This window comes from Pseudomonas sp. B2M1-30 (assembly GCF_025447575.1).
GTDB classification, from domain to species: Bacteria; Pseudomonadota; Gammaproteobacteria; order Pseudomonadales; family Pseudomonadaceae; genus Aquipseudomonas; species Aquipseudomonas botevensis.
In genome coordinates, this window is the sequence record NZ_JAOEJT010000021.1 from 1 (window position 1) to 19,553 (window position 19,553).

20 protein-coding genes are annotated in these 19,553 nt (G+C 60.6%); 16 read left to right on the forward strand and 4 right to left on the reverse strand.

The window, feature by feature from the left end:
• Positions 1 to 45 precede the first annotated feature (45 nt).
• Both N8H74_RS27175 and N8H74_RS27180 read right to left on the reverse strand, forming a co-directional pair.
• Entirely contained in the window at positions 46 to 387 is a 342-nt protein-coding gene (locus tag N8H74_RS27175) for a zinc ribbon domain-containing protein YjdM (protein ID WP_217830060.1), read from the reverse strand.
• Positions 388 to 573: 186 nt separating this feature from the next.
• Positions 574 to 1,542 carry a polyprenyl synthetase family protein gene (locus N8H74_RS27180; RefSeq protein ID WP_262151713.1) on the reverse strand — a complete coding sequence of 323 codons (969 nt, stop codon included), beginning with the start codon at positions 1,540 to 1,542 and terminating at the stop codon, positions 574 to 576.
• A gap of 239 nt (positions 1,543 to 1,781) precedes the next feature.
• On the opposite strand from N8H74_RS27180, the gene rplU reads away from it, so the two are divergent.
• The 5 genes from rplU to N8H74_RS27205 all read left to right on the forward strand — a co-directional run bounded on the left by rplU (position 1,782) and on the right by N8H74_RS27205 (position 5,519).
• Positions 1,782 to 2,096 (forward strand): 50S ribosomal protein L21, encoded by a 315-nt coding sequence (rplU, locus tag N8H74_RS27185; RefSeq protein WP_007950961.1) that lies wholly within the window; start codon positions 1,782 to 1,784, stop codon positions 2,094 to 2,096.
• A gap of 31 nt (positions 2,097 to 2,127) precedes the next feature.
• Positions 2,128 to 2,385: a 50S ribosomal protein L27 gene (rpmA, locus tag N8H74_RS27190; RefSeq protein WP_016773121.1), complete on the forward strand. Its 258-nt coding sequence runs from the start codon at positions 2,128 to 2,130 to the stop codon at positions 2,383 to 2,385.
• 193 nt (positions 2,386 to 2,578) lie between these two features.
• Complete coding sequence (cgtA, locus tag N8H74_RS27195) at positions 2,579 to 3,802, forward strand: Obg family GTPase CgtA (protein WP_262151714.1); 1,224 nt, start codon at positions 2,579 to 2,581, stop codon at positions 3,800 to 3,802.
• 123 nt (positions 3,803 to 3,925) lie between these two features.
• Positions 3,926 to 5,044, forward strand: a complete 1,119-nt coding sequence (gene proB / locus N8H74_RS27200) for a glutamate 5-kinase (protein WP_207983978.1) — start codon at positions 3,926 to 3,928, stop codon at positions 5,042 to 5,044.
• Positions 5,045 to 5,054: 10 nt separating this feature from the next.
• Positions 5,055 to 5,519: a CreA family protein gene (locus N8H74_RS27205; RefSeq protein WP_217830058.1), complete on the forward strand. Its 465-nt coding sequence runs from the start codon at positions 5,055 to 5,057 to the stop codon at positions 5,517 to 5,519.
• Between the two features lie 117 nt (positions 5,520 to 5,636).
• Here the strand turns inward: N8H74_RS27205 and rpsT are convergent, their stop codons facing one another.
• Positions 5,637 to 5,909, reverse strand: a complete 273-nt coding sequence (gene rpsT, locus N8H74_RS27210; protein ID WP_217830057.1) for a 30S ribosomal protein S20 — start codon at positions 5,907 to 5,909, stop codon at positions 5,637 to 5,639.
• Between the two features lie 252 nt (positions 5,910 to 6,161).
• Here rpsT and murJ point away from each other — a divergent pair, with 252 nt between their 5' ends.
• From murJ to ispH, 6 genes are all read left to right on the forward strand, one after another.
• Positions 6,162 to 7,700: a murein biosynthesis integral membrane protein MurJ gene (gene murJ, locus N8H74_RS27215; protein ID WP_262151719.1), complete on the forward strand. Its 1,539-nt coding sequence runs from the start codon at positions 6,162 to 6,164 to the stop codon at positions 7,698 to 7,700.
• Positions 7,701 to 7,829: 129 nt separating this feature from the next.
• The gene (gene ribF, locus N8H74_RS27220) at positions 7,830 to 8,768 is read left to right on the forward strand and encodes a bifunctional riboflavin kinase/FAD synthetase (protein ID WP_217830055.1); all 939 of its coding nucleotides are present in this window, start codon (positions 7,830 to 7,832) and stop codon (positions 8,766 to 8,768) included.
• Positions 8,769 to 8,781: 13 nt separating this feature from the next.
• Entirely contained in the window at positions 8,782 to 11,613 is a 2,832-nt protein-coding gene (gene ileS, locus N8H74_RS27225; protein ID WP_262151721.1) for an isoleucine--tRNA ligase, read from the forward strand.
• Positions 11,606 to 12,118 (forward strand): signal peptidase II, encoded by a 513-nt coding sequence (gene lspA / locus N8H74_RS27230; protein WP_003228341.1) that lies wholly within the window; start codon positions 11,606 to 11,608, stop codon positions 12,116 to 12,118. Before ileS ends, lspA begins: the two co-directional genes overlap by 8 nt.
• A 7-nt stretch (positions 12,119 to 12,125) precedes the next feature.
• Positions 12,126 to 12,563 carry an FKBP-type peptidyl-prolyl cis-trans isomerase gene (gene fkpB / locus N8H74_RS27235; RefSeq protein ID WP_217830297.1) on the forward strand — a complete coding sequence of 146 codons (438 nt, stop codon included), beginning with the start codon at positions 12,126 to 12,128 and terminating at the stop codon, positions 12,561 to 12,563.
• A gap of 197 nt (positions 12,564 to 12,760) precedes the next feature.
• On the forward strand, positions 12,761 to 13,705 hold the full coding sequence (ispH, locus tag N8H74_RS27240; protein ID WP_217830053.1) for a 4-hydroxy-3-methylbut-2-enyl diphosphate reductase: 945 nt from the start codon (positions 12,761 to 12,763) through the stop codon (positions 13,703 to 13,705).
• Here ispH and N8H74_RS27245 read toward each other — a convergent pair.
• Positions 13,702 to 14,226 carry a GspH/FimT family protein gene (locus N8H74_RS27245; protein WP_262151724.1) on the reverse strand — a complete coding sequence of 175 codons (525 nt, stop codon included), beginning with the start codon at positions 14,224 to 14,226 and terminating at the stop codon, positions 13,702 to 13,704. The two genes, ispH and N8H74_RS27245, sit on opposite strands and share 4 nt — an antisense overlap.
• 131 nt (positions 14,227 to 14,357) lie before the next feature.
• Between N8H74_RS27245 and N8H74_RS27250 the strand changes: the two genes are divergently transcribed.
• Genes N8H74_RS27250 through N8H74_RS27270 form a run of 5 tightly spaced genes read left to right on the forward strand, consistent with a single transcriptional unit; the run spans position 14,358 to position 19,551 of the window.
• Complete coding sequence (locus tag N8H74_RS27250; protein WP_262151725.1) at positions 14,358 to 14,831, forward strand: GspH/FimT family pseudopilin; 474 nt, start codon at positions 14,358 to 14,360, stop codon at positions 14,829 to 14,831.
• Complete coding sequence (gene pilV, locus N8H74_RS27255; protein ID WP_217830050.1) at positions 14,828 to 15,277, forward strand: type IV pilus modification protein PilV; 450 nt, start codon at positions 14,828 to 14,830, stop codon at positions 15,275 to 15,277. The genes N8H74_RS27250 and pilV overlap by 4 nt, the downstream gene beginning before the upstream one ends.
• Positions 15,274 to 15,987: a prepilin-type N-terminal cleavage/methylation domain-containing protein gene (locus N8H74_RS27260; protein WP_217830049.1), complete on the forward strand. Its 714-nt coding sequence runs from the start codon at positions 15,274 to 15,276 to the stop codon at positions 15,985 to 15,987. The genes pilV and N8H74_RS27260 overlap by 4 nt, the downstream gene beginning before the upstream one ends.
• Before the next feature lie 11 nt (positions 15,988 to 15,998).
• Positions 15,999 to 16,478 (forward strand): PilX N-terminal domain-containing pilus assembly protein, encoded by a 480-nt coding sequence (locus N8H74_RS27265; RefSeq protein WP_217830048.1) that lies wholly within the window; start codon positions 15,999 to 16,001, stop codon positions 16,476 to 16,478.
• Positions 16,465 to 19,551 carry a PilC/PilY family type IV pilus protein gene (locus tag N8H74_RS27270; RefSeq protein ID WP_262151729.1) on the forward strand — a complete coding sequence of 1,029 codons (3,087 nt, stop codon included), beginning with the start codon at positions 16,465 to 16,467 and terminating at the stop codon, positions 19,549 to 19,551. The genes N8H74_RS27265 and N8H74_RS27270 overlap by 14 nt, the downstream gene beginning before the upstream one ends.
• Positions 19,552 to 19,553 lie beyond the last annotated feature (2 nt).

Genomic DNA, 19,553 nt, shown 5'->3' on the forward strand with positions numbered 1-19,553 from the left:
GGGGTGCGCCACCCCGCGCAGGGCGCGGGATGGCGGACAGCAGAATCAGACTTTTCTGACGAACTCGGACTTGAGTTTCATCGGCCCGATGCCGTCGATCTTGCAGTCGATGTCGTGGTCGCCATCGCACAGGCGGATGTTCTTGACCTTGGTGCCGACCTTGACCACCAGGGAGGTGCCCTTGACCTTCAGGTCCTTGATCACGGTGATGGTGTCGCCGTCCTGCAAGACGTTGCCGACCGAGTCTTTTTTCACGGCATCATCGGCCGCTACCTCGGCGTCACCGCCGGCAGACCATTCATGGGCGCACTCCGGGCACACCAGTTGGGCACCATCTTCGTAGGTGTATTCGGAATTGCATTTCGGGCAGGGTGGCAACGTGCTCACTAAGGCTCCTTGGTATGAGGATCGTTAAAGGGCGCACATTATATAAGGTTTTAGTGGGCAGCGGGCATAGCGCAGAAACAACTGTGGGAGCGGACTTGCTCGCGAAGAGACCGGTTCAGTCAGCATCAAGGTTGACTGGTTTACCGTCTTCGCGAGCAAGCCCGCTCCCACAAAGGTGTCGCAGAATCAGTGTGTACGGGCGACCGCGAACTCGCTCAGCTCAATCAGTGCATCGCGGTATTCGCTGGCCGGCAGCACCTCGAGGCATTTGATTGCGCGGGCCACGTAATCACGGGCCAGTTGCGCGGTGTACTCCAGCGAACCGGAGGCTTCCACGGCGATGCGGATGCTTTCCAGGTCTTCGATCCCGCCTTTCTGGATCGCCTGGCGCACCAGTGCAGCCTGTTCCGGCGTGCCTTCGCGCATGGTGTAGATCAGCGGCAGGGTCGGTTTGCCTTCGGCCAGATCGTCGCCGACGTTCTTGCCCAGCGTTTCGGCGTCGCCCTTGTAGTCGAGCAGATCGTCGACCAACTGGAACGCCACACCCAGGTGATCGCCGAAGGTGCGCAGGGCTTCGCTCTGCTCGGCGGTGGCACCGGCCAGTGCCGCAGCACTGTGGGTCGAAGCTTCGAAGAGCATCGCGGTCTTGCCGCGGATGACTTCCATGTAGGTTTCTTCGGTGGTGCTGGCGTCGCGAACCTTGGACAGTTGCAGCACTTCGCCTTCGGCGATGATGCGTGTGGCCTGGGACAGGATCTTCATCACCGGCATCGAGCCCAGTTCGACCATCATCTCGAACGAGCGCGAGTACAGGAAGTCGCCGACCAGCACACTCGGGGCGTTGCCCCACATGGCGTTGGCGGTCGAGCGGCCACGGCGCATGCCGGACATGTCGACGACGTCGTCATGCAGCAGGGTGGCGGTGTGCAGGAATTCGATGGTGGCGGCCAGCAGGCGCATGTCGTCGCCTTCACGGCCCAGGGCCTTGCCGCACAGCAATACTAATAAAGGACGCAGGCGTTTGCCGCCGGCCGACGTGATGTAATCGCCGATTTTCGATACCAGCGGCACTCGGGAAGTCAGCTGCTTCTTGATGATGCCGTCGACGGCGCTAAAATCGTCCGCCACCGCGCGGTAGAAAGCTTGGGGTTGCATCAGCGACAGGTGCTCCAGAAGGGTTGCGCGGCATGCTAGGACCCACGTCAGCAGGTGTCAAGGCGCGATGGACGGCCACTTGCATGACTTCCGCGCCTTGCGTACAATCGCGCACCCTGAACTTCCTGGGCAGCACCTGCCTTACGCAATTGCAATCGGGCCTCCAGCCCAATGCAGCCATGCCAGCCAATACCTCTTCTTATAAAGAGCTGGGTGAGCAGGATTATCGGAGAAATACCATGTCTTATGCAGTAATCGTTACTGGTGGCAAGCAGTACAAAGTTGCACCAGGTGAATACCTGAAGATCGAAAAACTGGAAGTCGCTACCGGCGAATCCGTGACTTTTGATCGCGTTCTGTTGGTTGCCAATGGCGACGACGTGAATATCGGCGCTCCAGTTGTTGCTGGCGCTACCGTTGTGGCTGAAGTGATCTCCCAAGGTCGTCACGATAAAGTCCGCATCATCAAGTTCCGTCGTCGTAAGCATCACATGAAGCGTATGGGCCACCGCCAGTGGTACACCGAGATCAAAATCACCGGTATTCAGGCTTAATCGCCTAATTCCTCACTAGGAGAATTGACTCATGGCACACAAAAAAGCTGGTGGTAGTACCCGTAACGGTCGCGACTCAGAAGCCAAACGCCTTGGCGTGAAGATGTATGGCGGCCAGGTCATCAAGGCCGGCAACATCATCGTGCGTCAGCGCGGCACCCAATTCCACGCTGGCTACGGCGTTGGCATGGGTAAAGATCACACCCTCTTCGCGAAAATCGAAGGCGTGATCAAGTTCGAAGTAAAAGGCGCCTTCGGTCGTCGTTACGTGAGCGTAATCGCGGCCTAATCGCGTGATCGCTGGAAGAGCCCTGTCTTGCGACGGGGCTTTTTCGTTTGTGGGGTGAGTCTCTTGCAAAGCTGTTTGCATGAGCTGTCGGCGTACGATGCAGGTCGTGTCTTGGGTTCGCTGCGCTCATTTTTGCAAGAGTCTTATGTCTTGATTGTTTTTCGGCTCGTCCGTACGGCGAGAGGCGTTGGTTATGAAGTTTGTTGATGAAGTATCGATCCGCGTAAAGGCAGGCGACGGCGGCAATGGCTGCATGAGTTTCCGTCGGGAAAAATTCATTGAAAACGGTGGTCCGAACGGCGGTGACGGCGGTGACGGTGGTTCCATCTTCATGATGGCCGACGAAAACCTGAACACCCTGGTGGACTACCGTTACACCCGGCACTTCGATGCCGAGCGTGGCTCCAACGGCGGCAGCACCGACTGCACCGGCAAGAAAGGTGAGGACCTGATCCTGCGCGTGCCGGTCGGCACTACCGTGATCGACTCCGCGACTCAGGAAGTCATCGGTGACCTGACCAAGGCCGGTCAGAAGCTGATGGTGGTGCAGGGCGGCTGGCACGGTCTGGGCAATACCCGTTTCAAGTCCAGTACCAACCGCGCACCGCGTCAGACCACGCCGGGCAAGCCGGGCGAGCAGCGTGACCTGAAGCTGGAAATGAAAGTGCTGGCGGACGTCGGCCTGCTGGGTCTGCCGAACGCGGGCAAAAGTACCTTTATCCGCTCGGTATCGGCCGCCAAGCCGAAAGTTGCCGACTATCCGTTCACCACTCTGGTGCCGAACCTGGGTGTGGTCAGCGTCGATCGCTGGAAGAGCTTCGTCATCGCCGACATTCCGGGTCTGATCGAAGGTGCCTCCGATGGTGCCGGTCTGGGTATTCGCTTCCTCAAGCACCTGGCGCGTACTCGCCTGTTGCTGCACCTCGTCGACATGGCGCCGCTGGATGAAAGCAGTGCGCCGGACGCGGCGGAAGTGATCGTCAACGAGCTGATCAAGTTCAGTCCGTCGCTGGCCGAGCGTGACCGCTGGCTGGTACTGAACAAGTGTGACCAGATCCTCGAAGAAGAGCACGAAGCTCGCGTCAAGGAAGTGGTCGAGCGTCTGCAGTGGGAAGGTCCGGTCTACGTGATCTCGGCCATCGCCAAAGACGGCACTGAGCGTCTGACGCGCGACATCATGCGTTACCTGGAGGATCGTGCCGATCGTCTGGCCAATGATCCGGCCTACAAGGAAGAGCTGGCCGATCTCGATCAGCGCATCGAAGACGAAGCCCGTGCGCAGTTGCAGGCGCTGGATGACAAGCGTGCCCTGCGTCGCAGTGGCGTGAAGTCGGTCCATGACATCGGCGACGATGATTGGGACGAAGAAGATGTGGATGATGAAGACGGTCCGGAAATCATTTACGTGCGTGACTGATCCGTTGCGATAAACTTGAACGCCGCTCAATCGAGCGGCGTTTTAGTATCTGGAAATCGGTAGTCACGAATAATGTCTTGGGCGGCGCTGGGTCGCGTCGCCCTCAAGCTAAGGTTGAAGATGATGCGGAGCAAGGTGACAGGTGCGCAGCGTTGGGTCGTGAAGATCGGCAGTGCTTTGCTGACGGCTGACGGCAAAGGGCTGGATCGTGCGGCAATGGGTGTCTGGGTCGAGCAGATGGTGGCTCTGCATGAGGCCGGTGTCGAGTTGGTGCTGGTGTCCTCCGGGGCGGTGGCGGCCGGCATGAGTCGCCTGGGCTGGACCGCACGACCCAGTGCGATGCACGAGCTCCAGGCCGCTGCCGCAATCGGTCAGATGGGCTTGGTGCAGGCCTGGGAATCGAGTTTTGCCGAGCATGGCCGGCACACTGCGCAGATTCTCCTGACCCATGACGATCTGTCCGACCGCAAGCGCTACCTGAATGCCCGCAGCACCTTGCGTGCGCTGGTCGAGCTGAAAGTCATCCCGGTGATCAACGAGAACGACACTGTGGTCACCGATGAAATCCGTTTCGGTGATAACGACACGCTGGCAGCGTTGGTGGCGAATCTGGTCGAGGCGGATCTGCTGGTGATCCTCACTGATCGTGATGGCATGTTTGACGCCGATCCGCGCAACAATCCCGATGCGCAGCTGATCTACGAGGCTCGCGCGGATGATCCGGCTCTGGACGCGGTCGCTGGCGGTACGGGCGGGGCGCTGGGGCGTGGCGGCATGCAGACCAAGCTGCGCGCGGCGCGTCTGGCTGCGCGTTCCGGTGCGCACACCATCATTGTGGGTGGGCGTCTGGAGCGCGTGCTGGACCGTTTGAAGGCGGGTGAGCGAATCGGTACGCTGCTGTCGCCTGAGCGCGGTATGCTGGCTGCGCGCAAGCAGTGGCTGGCCGGGCATTTGCAGACCCGTGGCACGCTGGTGCTGGATGATGGTGCGGTGTCGGCGCTGTCCCAGGGCAACAAGAGTCTGCTGCCGGTCGGTGTGAAGTTGGTCCAGGGCAGCTTCCGTCGTGGCGAGATGGTGGTGTGCGTGGCGCCGGACGGTCGTGAAATCGCCCGTGGCCTGGCCAACTACAGCGCTCTGGAGGCACAAAAAATCATCGGTCAGTCGTCGGATGCGATTGTCGGTTTGCTGGGCTATATGGCTGAGCCGGAGCTGGTTCACCGTGACAACCTGATTCTGGTTTAAGGAAAACGCGATGCGCATGGCAAAAGGATTGTTGGGCTTGCTGATGGCGTTGCCATTGCTGGCCTCGGCCGAGGAAATCGGTCAGGTGTCGACGGTGTTCAAGTTTGTCGGGCCGAATGACCGGATCGTGGTCGAGGCATTCGATGATCCGAAGGTCGAGGGGGTGACCTGCTATCTGTCGCGTGCCAAGACTGGCGGCGTGAAGGGTGGTCTGGGTTTGGCCGAGGATCGTGCCGAGGCCTCGATTGCCTGTCGCCAGGTCGGGCCGATTCAGTTCAAGGGTGAGCTGAAGGATGGTGAGGAGGTGTTCAAGGAGCGCACTTCGCTGGTATTCAAGACCATGCAGGTGGTGCGTTTTCTCGACAAGAAGCGCAATACCCTGGTGTATCTGGTCTACAGCGATCGCTTGATCGAGGGTAGTCCGCAGAATGCGGTGACGGCGATCCCGATTCTGCCGTGGGCCAGCGCCCGATAATCTGGCGTAGATCCAAATGTGGGAGCAGGTTTGCTCCCATTTTTTTTGCACGCTGTTCGGCAAATTGCAGGCAATAAAAAACCGACCCGTAGGTCGGTTTTTTAATGATTACGTCGCTTAGGCAGCAGCTTTCAGTGCCTTGACGTGACCATTCAGGCGGCTCTTATGACGAGCGGCCTTGTTCTTGTGGATGATGCCTTTATCGGCCATGCGGTCGATAACAGGTACAGCCAGAACGTATGCAGCTTGAGCTTTTTCAGCGTCTTTTGCGTCGATGGCCTTAACTACGTTCTTGATGTAGGTACGGACCATGGAACGCAGGCTGGCGTTGTGGCTGCGACGCTTCTCAGCCTGTTTTGCACGTTTTTTGGCGGAAGGTGTGTTGGCCACCGTCGAGCTCCTCGAAAGACTTTTTGGGAAATAGCAAACAAAATAGGCCGCGAATCATGCCGATGAGTTGAAGTCTTGTCAAGGGCGCTTGAGACGTTCCGCTAAGTGGTAGGGTTAAAGCGACGGGATATTTATTTCCGGCGTGTGACCTGTAAACTCGCGAGCTTTGGCTCTGTGCTGTTGCGGCACGGAGTATCGCACAAGTAGGCGCATTGTTCGCCTGCTGTTTATCGACAGGCACAAATTCCTTCAATGAACCTGCTCAAATCGTTGGCCGCCGTCAGCTCTATCACGATGCTTTCCCGGATTCTCGGGTTTGTTCGCGACACCCTCATCGCGCGCATATTCGGCGCCGGAATGGCGACGGACGCCTTCTTCATTGCCTTCAAACTGCCTAATCTGCTGCGGCGGATCTTCGCCGAAGGGGCTTTTTCCCAGGCATTCGTGCCGATTCTTGCCGAATACAAAAGCCAGCAGGGCGAAGAAGCGACCCGCACCTTTATTGCCTATGTTTCCGGTCTGCTGACCCTGGTACTGGCGCTGGTCACCGTGCTGGGCATGATCGCCGCACCCTGGGTGATCTGGGTCACGGCCCCCGGTTTTGTCGATTCGCCGGAAAAATTCCAGCTGACCTCAGATCTGCTGCGAGTGACCTTTCCTTATATATTGCTGATCTCCCTGTCGTCCCTGGCCGGGGCGATTCTCAATACCTGGAACCGTTTCTCGGTGCCGGCATTCGTGCCGACCCTGCTCAATGTCAGCATGATCGTGTTTGCGCTATTCCTGACGCCGTACTTCGACCCGCCGGTCATGGCCCTCGGCTGGGCAGTGCTGGTCGGTGGCCTGGCGCAGTTGCTCTATCAACTGCCGGCCCTGAAAAAGATCGGCATGCTGGTGCTGCCGCGGCTGAATCTGCGGGACACCGGCGTCTGGCGGGTGATGAAGCAGATGCTGCCGGCGATCGTCGGCGTGTCGGTCAGCCAGATCTCCCTGATCATCAACACCATTTTTGCCTCGTTTCTGGTGGCCGGGTCGGTGTCGTGGATGTATTACGCCGACCGTCTGATGGAGCTGCCGTCCGGCGTGCTGGGCGTGGCGCTGGGCACGATCCTGCTGCCGACCCTGGCAAAAACCTATGCAAACAAGGATCGTCACGAGTATTCGCGGATTCTCGACTGGGGCCTGCGCCTGTGCTTCGTGCTGGTGCTGCCGTGTGCTCTGGCGCTGGGGATTCTTGCCGAGCCGCTGACCGTGTCGCTGTTCCAGTACGGCCAGTTCAGCGGTTTTGATGCGGCCATGACCCAGCGGGCGTTGATTGCCTATTCTGTCGGTCTGCTTGGGATTATCGTGATCAAAGTGCTGGCGCCGGGCTTTTATGCGCAACAGAACATCCGTACACCGGTGAAAATCGCAATCTTCACCCTGGTGGTCACGCAGCTGTTCAACCTGGTGTTGATCGGCCCGCTGGCTCATGCCGGTCTGGCGTTGGCGATCAGTGCCGGCGCCTGCCTCAACGCCGGGCTGCTGTTTTATCAACTGCGCAAGCAGCAGATGTATCAGCCACAGCCGGGCTGGCGGAAATTCGCGTTGAAATTGTTGCTGGCGGTGGCGGTGATGTCGGCGGTGTTGTTGATCGGCATGCATTTCATGCCGGCCTGGGATCAGGGACACATGCTGGAGCGCTTCCTGCGCCTGGGCCTGCTGATTGCGGCGGGCGTGGTGGCGTATTTCGGTATGCTGGTGTTGCTGGGTTTCCGTCTGCGCGACTTCAATCGCAAGGCGTTGAACTGAGGTTTTTATCCTGATGAACGGGCGCGGGCCGGCAATTTTGTCGGCTCGAACACTTTGGGTTACGGTGTTGCCTGTCGTCGGCCGTCGGGTGTGGTTATAATCGGCCACTTTATGAGCAAGAAGCGCGTTATGCAGCTGGTTCGAGGCCTCCACAACTTGCGCCCCCAGCATCGGGGCTGCGTCGCCACTATTGGCAACTTTGACGGTGTTCACCGTGGTCACCAGGCTATCCTGGCCCGGCTGCGTGAGCGTGCGCTTGAGTTGGGCGTACCCAGCTGCGTGGTGATTTTCGAGCCCCAGCCACGGGAATTCTTCGCCCCGGATACCGCGCCTGCACGTCTGGCCCGGTTGCGCGACAAGCTGCAACTGCTGGCCGCCGAAGGCGTCGACCGGGTGTTGTGCCTGGCATTCAATCAGCGCCTGAGCAAACTCAGCGCCAGTGAATTCGTCGACACCATTCTGGTGGATGGCCTGGGCGTGCAGCACCTGGAAGTCGGTGACGATTTCCGCTTCGGTTGCGACCGTCTCGGCGATTTCGATTTCCTGTTGCAGGCCGGCCAGGTTCACGGCTTCACCGTGGAAGCCGCGCAAACCGTCGAGCTGGACGGCATTCGCGTCAGCAGCACCCAGGTGCGCAATGCGTTGGCCGCCGCCGACTTCGCCCTGGCCGAGCGTCTGCTTGGCCGCCCGTACCGGATCGCCGGTCGTGTGCTGCATGGCCAGAAACTGGCCCGGCAATTGGGTACGCCCACTGCCAACATTCAACTCAAGCGTCGTCGCGTGCCGTTCACCGGGGTCTATCTGGTGGATGTGGACATCGACGGCAAGACCTGGCCCGGCGTCGCCAACATCGGCGTACGGCCCACGGTACAAGGTGATGGCAAGGCCCACCTTGAAGTTCATCTTCTGGATTTTGCCGGCGATCTGTATGACCGGCGTCTGACGGTGGTTTTCCACCAAAAGCTGCGTGAAGAGCAGCGCTTCGCCTCCCTGGAGGCACTGAAAACGGCGATCAACGCGGATGTCGCCGCCGCCCGTGCACTAGCCGCACCTAGCGCCCATCGCTAATGAAGAGCCTTAAATGACCGACTATAAAGCCACGCTAAACCTTCCGGACACCGCCTTCCCAATGAAGGCCGGCCTGCCACAGCGCGAACCGCAGATCCTGCAGCGCTGGGACAGTATTGGCCTGTACGGAAAGTTGCGCGAGATTGGCAAGGATCGTCCGAAGTTCGTTCTGCACGACGGTCCTCCGTATGCCAACGGCACGATTCACATCGGTCACGCACTGAACAAGATTCTCAAGGACATGATCATCCGCTCGAAGACCCTGTCGGGCTTCGACGCGCCTTATGTTCCGGGCTGGGATTGCCACGGCCTGCCGATCGAGCACAAGGTTGAAGTGACCCACGGCAAGAACCTGGGCGCGGACAAGACCCGCGAACTGTGCCGTGCCTACGCCACCGAGCAGATCGAAGGGCAGAAGTCCGAGTTCATCCGCCTCGGCGTGCTGGGCGACTTCGCCAATCCGTACAAGACCATGGACTTCAAGAACGAGGCCGGTGAAATCCGCGCCCTCGCCGAAATCGTCAAGGGCGGTTTCGTGTTCAAGGGCCTGAAACCGGTGAACTGGTGCTTCGATTGCGGTTCGGCCCTGGCCGAAGCGGAAGTCGAGTACGAGAACAAGAAGTCCTCGACCATCGACGTCGCCTTCCCGATTGCCGACGAAGCCAGACTGGCCGCCGCGTTCGGCCTGCCGTCGCTGGCCAAGCCTGCCTCGATCGTGATCTGGACCACCACCCCGTGGACCATCCCGGCCAACCAGGCGCTGAACGTTCACCCGGAATTCAACTACGCCCTGGTCGATATCGGCGACAAGTTGCTGGTTCTGGCCGAAGAGCTGGTCGAGTCCTGCCTGGCCCGCTATGGCGTTGAAGGCTCGGTACTGGCCACCGCTCCGGGTTCGGCGCTGGAACTGATCAACTTCCGTCATCCGTTCTATGACCGTCTGTCGCCGGTCTACCTGGCCGACTACGTGGAACTGGGCGCAGGCACCGGCGTGGTTCACTCCGCCCCGGCCTATGGCGTGGACGACTTCGTGACCTGCAAGAAGTACGGCATGGTCAACGATGACATCCTCAACCCGGTGCAGAGCAACGGCGTGTACGTGCCGTCGCTGGAGTTCTTCGGCGGCCAGTTCATCTGGAAGGCCAACCCGGCCATCGTCGACAAGTTGACCGAAGTCGGTGCGCTGCTGCACACCACCGTCATCGACCATAGCTACATGCACTGCTGGCGCCACAAGACCCCGCTGATCTACCGTGCCACCGCGCAGTGGTTCATCGGCATGGACAAGCAGCCGACCACGGGCGACACCCTGCGTGTGCGCTCACTCAAGGCCATCGAAGACACCAAGTTCGTTCCGGCCTGGGGCCAGGCGCGCCTGCACTCGATGATCGCCAACCGTCCGGACTGGTGTATCTCCCGTCAGCGCAACTGGGGTGTGCCGATCCCGTTCTTCCTGAACAAGGAAAGCGGCGAACTGCACCCACGCACCGTCGAACTGATGGAAGAAGTCGCCAAACGCGTCGAAGTCGAAGGCATCGAAGCCTGGTTCAAACTCGACGCCGCCGAACTGCTGGGCGATGAAGCGCCGCAGTACGACAAGATCAGCGACACCCTCGACGTCTGGTTCGACTCCGGCACCACCCATTGGCATGTGCTGCGTGGCTCGCACCCGATGGGCCACGAGAGCGGCCCGCGCGCCGACCTGTACCTGGAAGGTTCCGACCAGCACCGTGGCTGGTTCCACTCTTCCTTGCTGACCGGTTGCGCCATCGACAACCACGCGCCGTACCGCGAGTTGCTGACCCACGGCTTCACCGTGGACGAGGCCGGCCGCAAGATGTCCAAGTCCCTGGGCAACGTGATCGCGCCGCAGAAAGTCAACGACACCCTGGGCGCCGACATCATGCGTCTGTGGGTCGCTTCGACCGACTACTCCGGCGAAATGGCCGTGTCCGAGCAGATCCTGCAACGCAGCGCGGACGCCTACCGGCGTATCCGTAACACCGCGCGCTTTCTGCTTTCCAACCTGACCGGTTTCAATCCGGCCACCGACCTGCTGCCGGCCGAAGAAATGCTGGCGCTGGATCGCTGGGCGGTGGATCGCACCCTGCTGCTGCAAAACGAGCTGAAAGAAAGCTACGGCGAATACCGTTTCTGGAACGTCTACTCGAAGATCCACAACTTCTGCGTGCAGGAGCTGGGTGGTTTCTATCTCGACATCATCAAGGATCGTCAGTACACCACCGGCGCCGACAGCAAGGCTCGCCGCTCGTGCCAGACCGCGCTGTTCCACATCTCCGAAGCGCTGGTGCGCTGGATCGCGCCGATCCTGGCCTTCACCGCCGACGAACTGTGGCAATACCTGCCTGGCGAGCGTAACGAGTCGGTGATGCTCAATACCTGGTATGAAGGCCTGACCGAGTTGCCGGAAGGCTTTGAACTGGGCCGTGCCTATTGGGACCGGATCATGGAAGTCAAAGTCGCGGTCAACAAGGAAATGGAAATCCAGCGTGCGGCCAAGGCCGTCGGTGGCAACCTGCAAGCCGAAGTGACCCTGTTTGCCGAAGAGGCTCTGAGCGACGATCTGGCAAAACTGAGCAACGAACTGCGCTTCGTGCTGATCACCTCCACCGCCAGCGTCGCGCCGTTCGTGCAGGCGCCGGCCGATGCGGTGACTACCGAAGTCAGCGGCTTGAAACTGAAGATCGTCAAGTCCGCCTTCGCCAAGTGCGCCCGTTGCTGGCACTGCCGCGAAGACGTCGGCGTGAACCCGGAGCATCCGGAAATCTGCGGCCGTTGCGTGGACAACATCGACGGTGCCGGCGAGGTTCGTCACTATGCCTAATGCCGTTGGCCGTTTCGGACGGTTGAGCTGGCTGTGGTTGAGTCTGCTGGTTCTGGTCATCGACCAGGCCAGCAAGTTCTACTTCGAAAACAAGCTCGAAATGTTCCAGCAGATCGTGATCATTCCCGATTACTTCAGCTGGACCCTGGCCTACAACACCGGCGCTGCCTTCAGCTTCCTGGCTGACAGCTCCGGCTGGCAGCGCTGGCTGTTCGCCCTGATCGCAATCGTGGTTAGCGCTGTGCTGGTGGTCTGGCTCAAGCGCCTGGGTCGCAACGAAACCTGGCTGGCCGTCGCGCTGGCGCTGGTGCTGGGCGGGGCGCTGGGCAATCTGTATGACCGCATTGCCCTGGGCCATGTGATCGATTTCATCCTGGTGCACTGGCAGAACCGCTGGTACTTCCCGGCGTTCAACTTCGCCGACAGCGCCATCACCGTCGGTGCGGTGATGCTGGCACTGGACATGTTCAAATCAAAGAAAACCGGAGAAGCCGTTCATGACTGAACAGGTATTGGCTGAGCAACGCATCGGCCAGAACACGGAAGTCACCTTGCACTTTGCATTGCGCCTGGAGAACGGCGACACCGTCGACAGCACTTTCGACAAGGCTCCGGCGACCTTCAAGGTCGGCGATGGCAACCTGTTGCCGGGTTTCGAAGCCGCGTTGTTCGGTTTCAAGGCTGGCGACAAACGCACCCTGACCGTCGAGCCGGAAAACGCTTTCGGCCAGCCGAACCCGCAGAACGTGCAGGTCATCCCGCGTGATCAGTTCAAGGACATGGACCTGTCGCCCGGTTTGCTGGTGATCTTCAACGATGCGGCCAATACTGAATTGCCGGGCGTGGTAAAAGAGTTCGACGACGCGCAAGTGACCGTCGACTTCAACCACCCGCTGGCCGGCAAGACGCTGACCTTTGACGTGGAAATCATCTCCGTCAAGGCACTTTAAGCAATAACGCAGTACCCCTGTGGGAGCGGGCCTGCCCGCGAATGCTGACTGACATTCAACCTAGATGTTGTCTGACGAACCGCCTTCGCGAGCAAGCTCGCTCCCACCGTGTTTTTCATCCGTTCAAAGTGGGATGCCCCTTTGGACGGGTTTTTATGGTTTTCGCTATTTCTTGCGCGCAAGACACGAGGCACAGCATGCAAATCAAACTCGCCAACCCCCGTGGCTTCTGCGCCGGAGTGGACCGGGCGATCGAAATCGTCAACCGCGCCCTGGAGGTCTTCGGACCGCCGATCTACGTGCGTCATGAAGTGGTGCACAACAAGTTCGTGGTCGAGGACCTGCGCAGTCGCGGGGCGATCTTCGTCGAAGAGCTGGATCAGGTGCCGGACGACGTCATCGTGATTTTCAGTGCCCACGGCGTATCCCAGGCTGTGCGCACCGAGGCCGCTGGCCGTGGCCTGAAAGTGTTCGACGCCACCTGCCCGCTGGTGACCAAGGTACACATCGAGGTCGCGAAATATAGCCGCGACGGTCGTGAGTGCATCCTGATCGGCCACGCCGGTCACCCGGAAGTCGAAGGCACCATGGGCCAGTACGATGCCAGCAATGGCGGCGCGATCTACCTGGTCGAAGACGAGAAAGATGTGGCCGAATTGCAGGTGCAGGATCCGGACAAACTGGCGTTCGTGACCCAGACCACGTTGTCCATGGATGACACCAGTCGCGTCATCGACGCCCTGCGCAGTCGCTTCCCGGCCATCGGTGGCCCGCGCAAGGACGACATCTGCTACGCCACTCAGAACCGTCAGGACGCGGTCAAGCAACTGGCCGACGAGTGCGACGTGGTATTGGTGGTCGGTAGCCCGAACAGTTCCAACTCCAACCGTCTGCGCGAACTGGCCGAACGCATGGCGACGCCGGCGTACCTCATCGACGGTGCCGAAGACCTGCAAAAGAGCTGGTTCGATGGTGTCGAGCGCATCGGTATCACCGCCGGTGCTTCTGCCCCGGAAGTGCTGGTGCGCGGCGTGATCCAGCAGTTGCAGGCGTGGGGTGCCACCGGCGCCGACGAACTGGCCGGCCGCGAAGAAAACATCACCTTCTCGATGCCCAAAGAGCTACGCGTTCGCGCGATTTAATCTCTGGCTCGACACAGCGCCTGTTCAGCCTTGTCGCTGCTCAGGCGCACGCGACCGGTCGCGGCCAGCACCACCTGGAGCTGGCTGATCGGTTCGTGGCTCGCGCAGAGATGTAATGTCCCCGCCTGAAACGCCTTCTTCGGCATCAGTGGCTGCCCCAGGCTGCTGAACCGTACGTAACGGCTGACCGCCCAATTGCCGACAATCGGCACCCGCCCATCGCTCGCATGCTCCACCAGCAGCGGATTGTTGCTGTCCCGTGGGCCTTTGCCGCTGATATCCAGAATGATCCGCCAGCCCTGGCTCCAGTCGCCGTTGATGCCATGAATCACCACGCTCTGATTGCGGGTGATGGCCTGCGTGCGGGCGTTGCGGATACCGGCCAGCAGTGACTCGGCGGCCTGCTGTCGCCGGTTCGATTCGCCCAGGGCAGCAAGCGCCGGGCTGACCAGCGACAGAACAATTGCGCCAATCACCAGTCCCATAAGCAGTTCGACCAGACTGAAACCCTGTTGCGACATGAAAACTCCCTCCGTGGAGTGTTGTGTCCGCTGCGATCCATGCACCGGACGGGGCAAATCACCCGACGCAATCGCGTCGAATGTTCTAGCGTGGTAGAGGCAGGTATAGCCGACGGCAACGGAGGGCACTGATGGATCATCGTACAAAAGGTTTCACGCTGATCGAGTTGCTGGTGGCGATCGCCGTGTTCCTCGTCCTGATTACCCTGGCGGTGCCGGCCTTCACCCGTTCGATCCAGGGCAGCAGGGCCGATACCGAGGTCGGCGACCTGCAACGGGCGATCAATTTTGCCCGGCTCGAGGCCATCGACCGGGGCGTGACCACCCGCTTGCGGCCGACCGCCGGGGGCAGCGTCTGGACCGGCGAGCTGTCGGTCTACGACGGTACTGGCACACCGGCCAATGTGTTGCGGGTTGTTCCAGCAATGAGCAGCGGTGCGACTCTGACGCTAACCTCAGGAGTGACCGCGCTGGATTTCAACAATCTCGGCGGTCTGGCCGCACCGTCGACGGCGGTGGTCATCAGTTACACGCTGGGAACGCAAAGCAGGACGCTGAACGTGTGTCTCAATGGACGAATTCAATTGGGTGGAAGTTGCGGATGAGGGCAGGGAGCAAACGCGCACAGGAGGGCATGACGCTGATCGAGGTACTGGTCGCGTTGCTGATTCTGACCGTCGGGCTGCTGGGCGCGGCGGCGGTGCAACTGAATGCGCTGAAATACACCGACAGCTCGCGAATGACCAGCCAGGCGAGCTTCATTGCCTACGACATGATGGACCGCATTCGCGCCAACTCCGGTGCCGACTACACCGTCACGCCGCCGACGTCGGGCAACCTGAGTGTCGCCCGGGATCAGGATCTCTACGACTTCACGACCAACATCGTCAATTTCGGCGGTCCGACCGCCACCGGCAGCATCACCCTGAACCAGCGGGTGTACACCATCACCATCACCTGGAGTGACGCCCGGGCCGCCAATACCACCAGCGGCCAGCGCAGCTTCGTGCTGACCAGCCGCGCGGCAGTCGATCCGGTCGCCACGCCATGAAGCGTCTTAACCGTGGTTTCAGCCTGATCGAATTGTTGATCACCCTGGCACTGGGCCTGATCGTGATGCTCGGCGTGGTGCGCATATTCATTTCCGCGAAAAACACTTATGTCAGCCAGAACGGCGCTGCGGCGATGCAGGAGGATGCCCGTTTCGTGCTGAGCAAGATGATCCAGGAAATCCGCATGGTCGGGATGTTCGGTTGCCTGGGAACGATCACCGACTCCAGCACGGCGGGGGATTTCAACGCCGTGCAGATCACACCGATCAGTTGGGACAACGCCAACCTCAAACTGACCCTGGTGACCGCGGATATCGGCAGTGGCGGCGGCACACCGACCTGGACGGTGGTTTCCGATTGCCGCAACAGCGCGACCGCCTATACCGGATCGCGAACCCCGGCCACCGGGCAGATCGCGTTCCCGATCCGGCGTCTGGTCTACAGCTTCAGCAACAACCAGATACTCATGGGCACCGGCAGTGGTACGCCGACCCAGGCCGCGCTGGTGAGCAATGTCAGCGCCTTCAACGTCACCTTCGGGCTGGCCGCTTCGGCGACCGACGTGGCGGCCACCACGTACAGCAGCAACCCCGGTGACCCGGCGCGGATCCGCAGTGTGCGCCTGAGCCTGACCCTCACCGATCCGAACAATCGGGTCGCCACGCAAACCTTCAATGTGGTTGCCGCTGTGCGCAACCGCCTGCAATGAGGGGCGCGACGATGAGGATTTCCCTTCACCAGCGCCAAGCGCAACGAGGCATGGTGCTGCTGGTCAGCCTGGTGTTTCTGCTGTTGCTGACGCTGATCGGCCTGTCGTCGATGCAGAGCGCCAACCTGCAGGAAAAAATGGCCGGCAGTGTGAGCCTGCGCAATCAGTCGTTCCAGACCGCCGAGGCCGCGTTGCGCGTCGGTGAAAGTGCAGTGCAACTGGACAGCTACTCACTGGCGGTGTGCGCCAGCACCGCCCAATGCGCGCCGCCGGCCGAGTCGTCGGTGGTCAGCGCGGCGGGGCTCAATTCTTCGTCCGGGGTAACGTGGATCGCTTCCGGCAATGGTTTCTACGGGGTGCAGAACATTGGCACCACGCTGACCGCCGTGAACGTGCCGAGCAACACCTCGGCGACGCTGTATCGGGTCACCGCTGTGGGTATCGCCGGCAGTTCGCGCAGCGTGGTGGAGAGTGTTTATGCGAAGTATTGAGCGGCTCGCATCGTTGCTGGCCGGCATGGTGCTGAGCTTCTATCTGGCGGCGCCGGTGTATGCGTTCACACCCTCCGACTCGCCGTTGCTGAGCGCAGCGGCGGTGCCACCAAACGTCATGCTGCTGATCGACGACTCGGGGAGTATGAACAGCATCATTTACGCCAACGGCTTCGATCCCACCGTGGATCGCACGCCGGCCCGGCAATGCAATGCGCTGGTCGGGTTGTTGTGCCTGAGTTCGACAGCGATTACCGGCGATTCGATATTCATCTCGAGCCTGCCGACCGCTGGATGCTCCGGCGGAGCCTACGCGTTCTACAACAACTCGCTGACACCGCTGTGCCTGAAATTGCCGGACCCGGTGGGCGGCGGAAATACCCGATATTCGGGGGATTACATTTCCTACGTGGTCGGATTGGCCATCAGCAACGGCACCCGCGATTTCACGACCGGGGCGATTCCCAACGACTACCGGATCAACGTCGCACGTAACGTGTCCACCGCCCTGGTCGCCAGCAACCGCAGCTTGCGGATCGGCCTGTCGACGTTCAACCCGGCCACCAGCAACAACCCCGGCAATGGTGGCTTCATTGCCCGCTCCATCACCGATCTGTCACCGGTCAGCGGCAGCGTCACCCAGGCCCAGGCCGACACCAACTACAACGCGCTGATTTCGTCGATCAACGGCTTGAGCGCGGTCGCCAACACCCCATTGGCGGAGACCTATTATGAAGTCACCCGCTACATGCGCGGCATGGCGCCGTACTACAACAACACACCGAACACCTATACCAGTCCGATCCAGTACCGTTGCCAGAAAAACTACGGGGTAGTGATCACCGACGGCCTGCCGACCTACGACCGCACCTTTCCGAGCAACGACCCCCTGGGGGGGAATCGTTTGCCCAACTGGGACGGGATCAACAACGACGGCGACAACCTCAACGGTGATGGCGAAGGCGATACGCTGTACCTGGACGACATCGCCAAATTCGCTTTCGACATCGACATGCGCTCGACCGGCACCGACGCGGCGGGCAAGAGCTGGAACGCGGTGGACTTCCCGAAACAGAACATGAACACCTACACCGTGGGATTCACCGCATCGAACGACATGCTCTCGGACGCCGCCAGTTATGGCCAGGGTCGGTATTACCAGGCGACCGACAGCGCCGGGCTCAACACCGCGTTGTCCTCGGCGTTGAGCGACATCACGTCCAAGGCCGGTTCCGGCGGCAGCGGGGTGACCAGCGGCAATACCCTGGCGAGCGGCACCAGTTACTTCCAGACCAGTTATGACCCCAAGGACTGGCGCGGCACTATCAAGTCCTACGGTTTCACTTCAGCCGGCGCGGTGAATACCTCGGCGGTGCTGTGGACCACCGACACCGCCATCGTCCCCAGCGCCACGGCGCCGACTTACCAATCTTGGAATACCTCGACCAACGCGGCGGTGACGCTGGCCTATGGCAACTTCTCCGCTGCCCAGCAGACGACCCTGAGCCAGGGTCTGCCCAGCGGCATCAGCGGCAGCGATCTGGTGGAGTGGAGCAAGGGCACCAACAAGACCGGGCTCAAGGTCCGCAGCGTATTGCTGGGCGACATCATCACCTCGCCGCTGGTGTTGGCCTCACCGACGGAAAAAACCGCCTCTGATCTGTCGGGCGACACAACCTACAGTACTTATCTCACGACCAAGGCGGCGAACATGAACGCCAGCCTGGTGGTGAACGGCAATGACGGCTTTGTCAGTGTCATCAACTCGGCGAACGGTAACCGGCGTTATGCGTACATGCCGTCAAGCGTGTTGCCGTCGTTGCGCCTGATTGCCGATACCACCTACGTCAACGGGGTCAGCCACAAGTTTCTGGTGGACGGGCAGGTCGGGGTGTACGACGCGCAACTCAACAGCGCCTGGAAAACCCTGGCCATCGGCGGCACCGGAGCCGGCGGCAAAACCTTCTATGCGTTGCAATTGTTCGATGCGTCGGCGGGCAACGTTCTGCGAGGCCTGTGGGAGGTCAGTGCGCCGGCCACCGCCAACACTGCCAACGCGTTCAATGATCTCGGTTATGCCTACGCCCGGCCGGAGGTGGCTCGTTTGTCCGATGGCCGCTGGGCGGCGTTCATTGCCAATGGTTACGGCAGCAACTCCGGGGTCGCGGCGCTGTATGTGCTGGATGTGCGTGACGGTTCGCTGATCAGGAAAATCGTCATCGACAGCACGGAAACCACCAACGGTCTGTCCTCGGTGAAGCTGAAGGTCAATTCGCAGAACGTGGTGCAGGCCGCTTATGGCGGAGACCTGAAAGGGCGGCTGTGGAAGTTCGATCTGAGCGCCTCTTCCAGCGACAGCTGGGGCGTGGCGTTTTCCGGCAAGCCGTTGTTCACTACGGCGGGCGGTGCGACGCAGCCGATCACTGCGCAGCCGTTGCTGGCGGACAACGCACTGGGCGGCAAGCAGATCTTCGTCGGCACCGGCAAGTTCAACGAGACGACCGACAAGACCAACAAGGATCTGCAGGCGTTCTATTCGGTGTGGGATGCCGATGGCGGTTCGGGGCAACTGACAGTCAGCAGTTTGCAGGCGCAAGCGGTTACCGGGGTGTTTTCCGGCAGTTCCGGGCAGTTCATCACCACTAGCCAGAACGACACGACTTATCCGGGCGAAAAGGGCTGGTATCTGCCGCTGGTCTACAACAACGTGCTGACCGGTGAGCGGGTGATCAATCAGGCGAGTCTGGTGCTCGGACGCATTGTGTTCACCACTGCCAGTGTCGATACCACCGACCCCTGTTCCAGCTTCGGAACCGGCAAACTGGTCGAACTCGATGCGTTCAGCGGTAAGATGCTCAACTACGCGGTGCTCGATACCAACGCCGATGGCGTGGTCGACAGCAACGACACGATTTCCAGCGGCGTGGTGTTCACCGGCGGCATTCCGACCCTGAACGCGGTCGTCAACGGCGCGAGCCGCAAGGTCGTGAACGATTCCAGTGGCGGCATTACCACCCTGGTGGAAAAGGGCGGCGGCGGTAGCCGTCGTATCATGTGGCGACAAATACAGTAAGT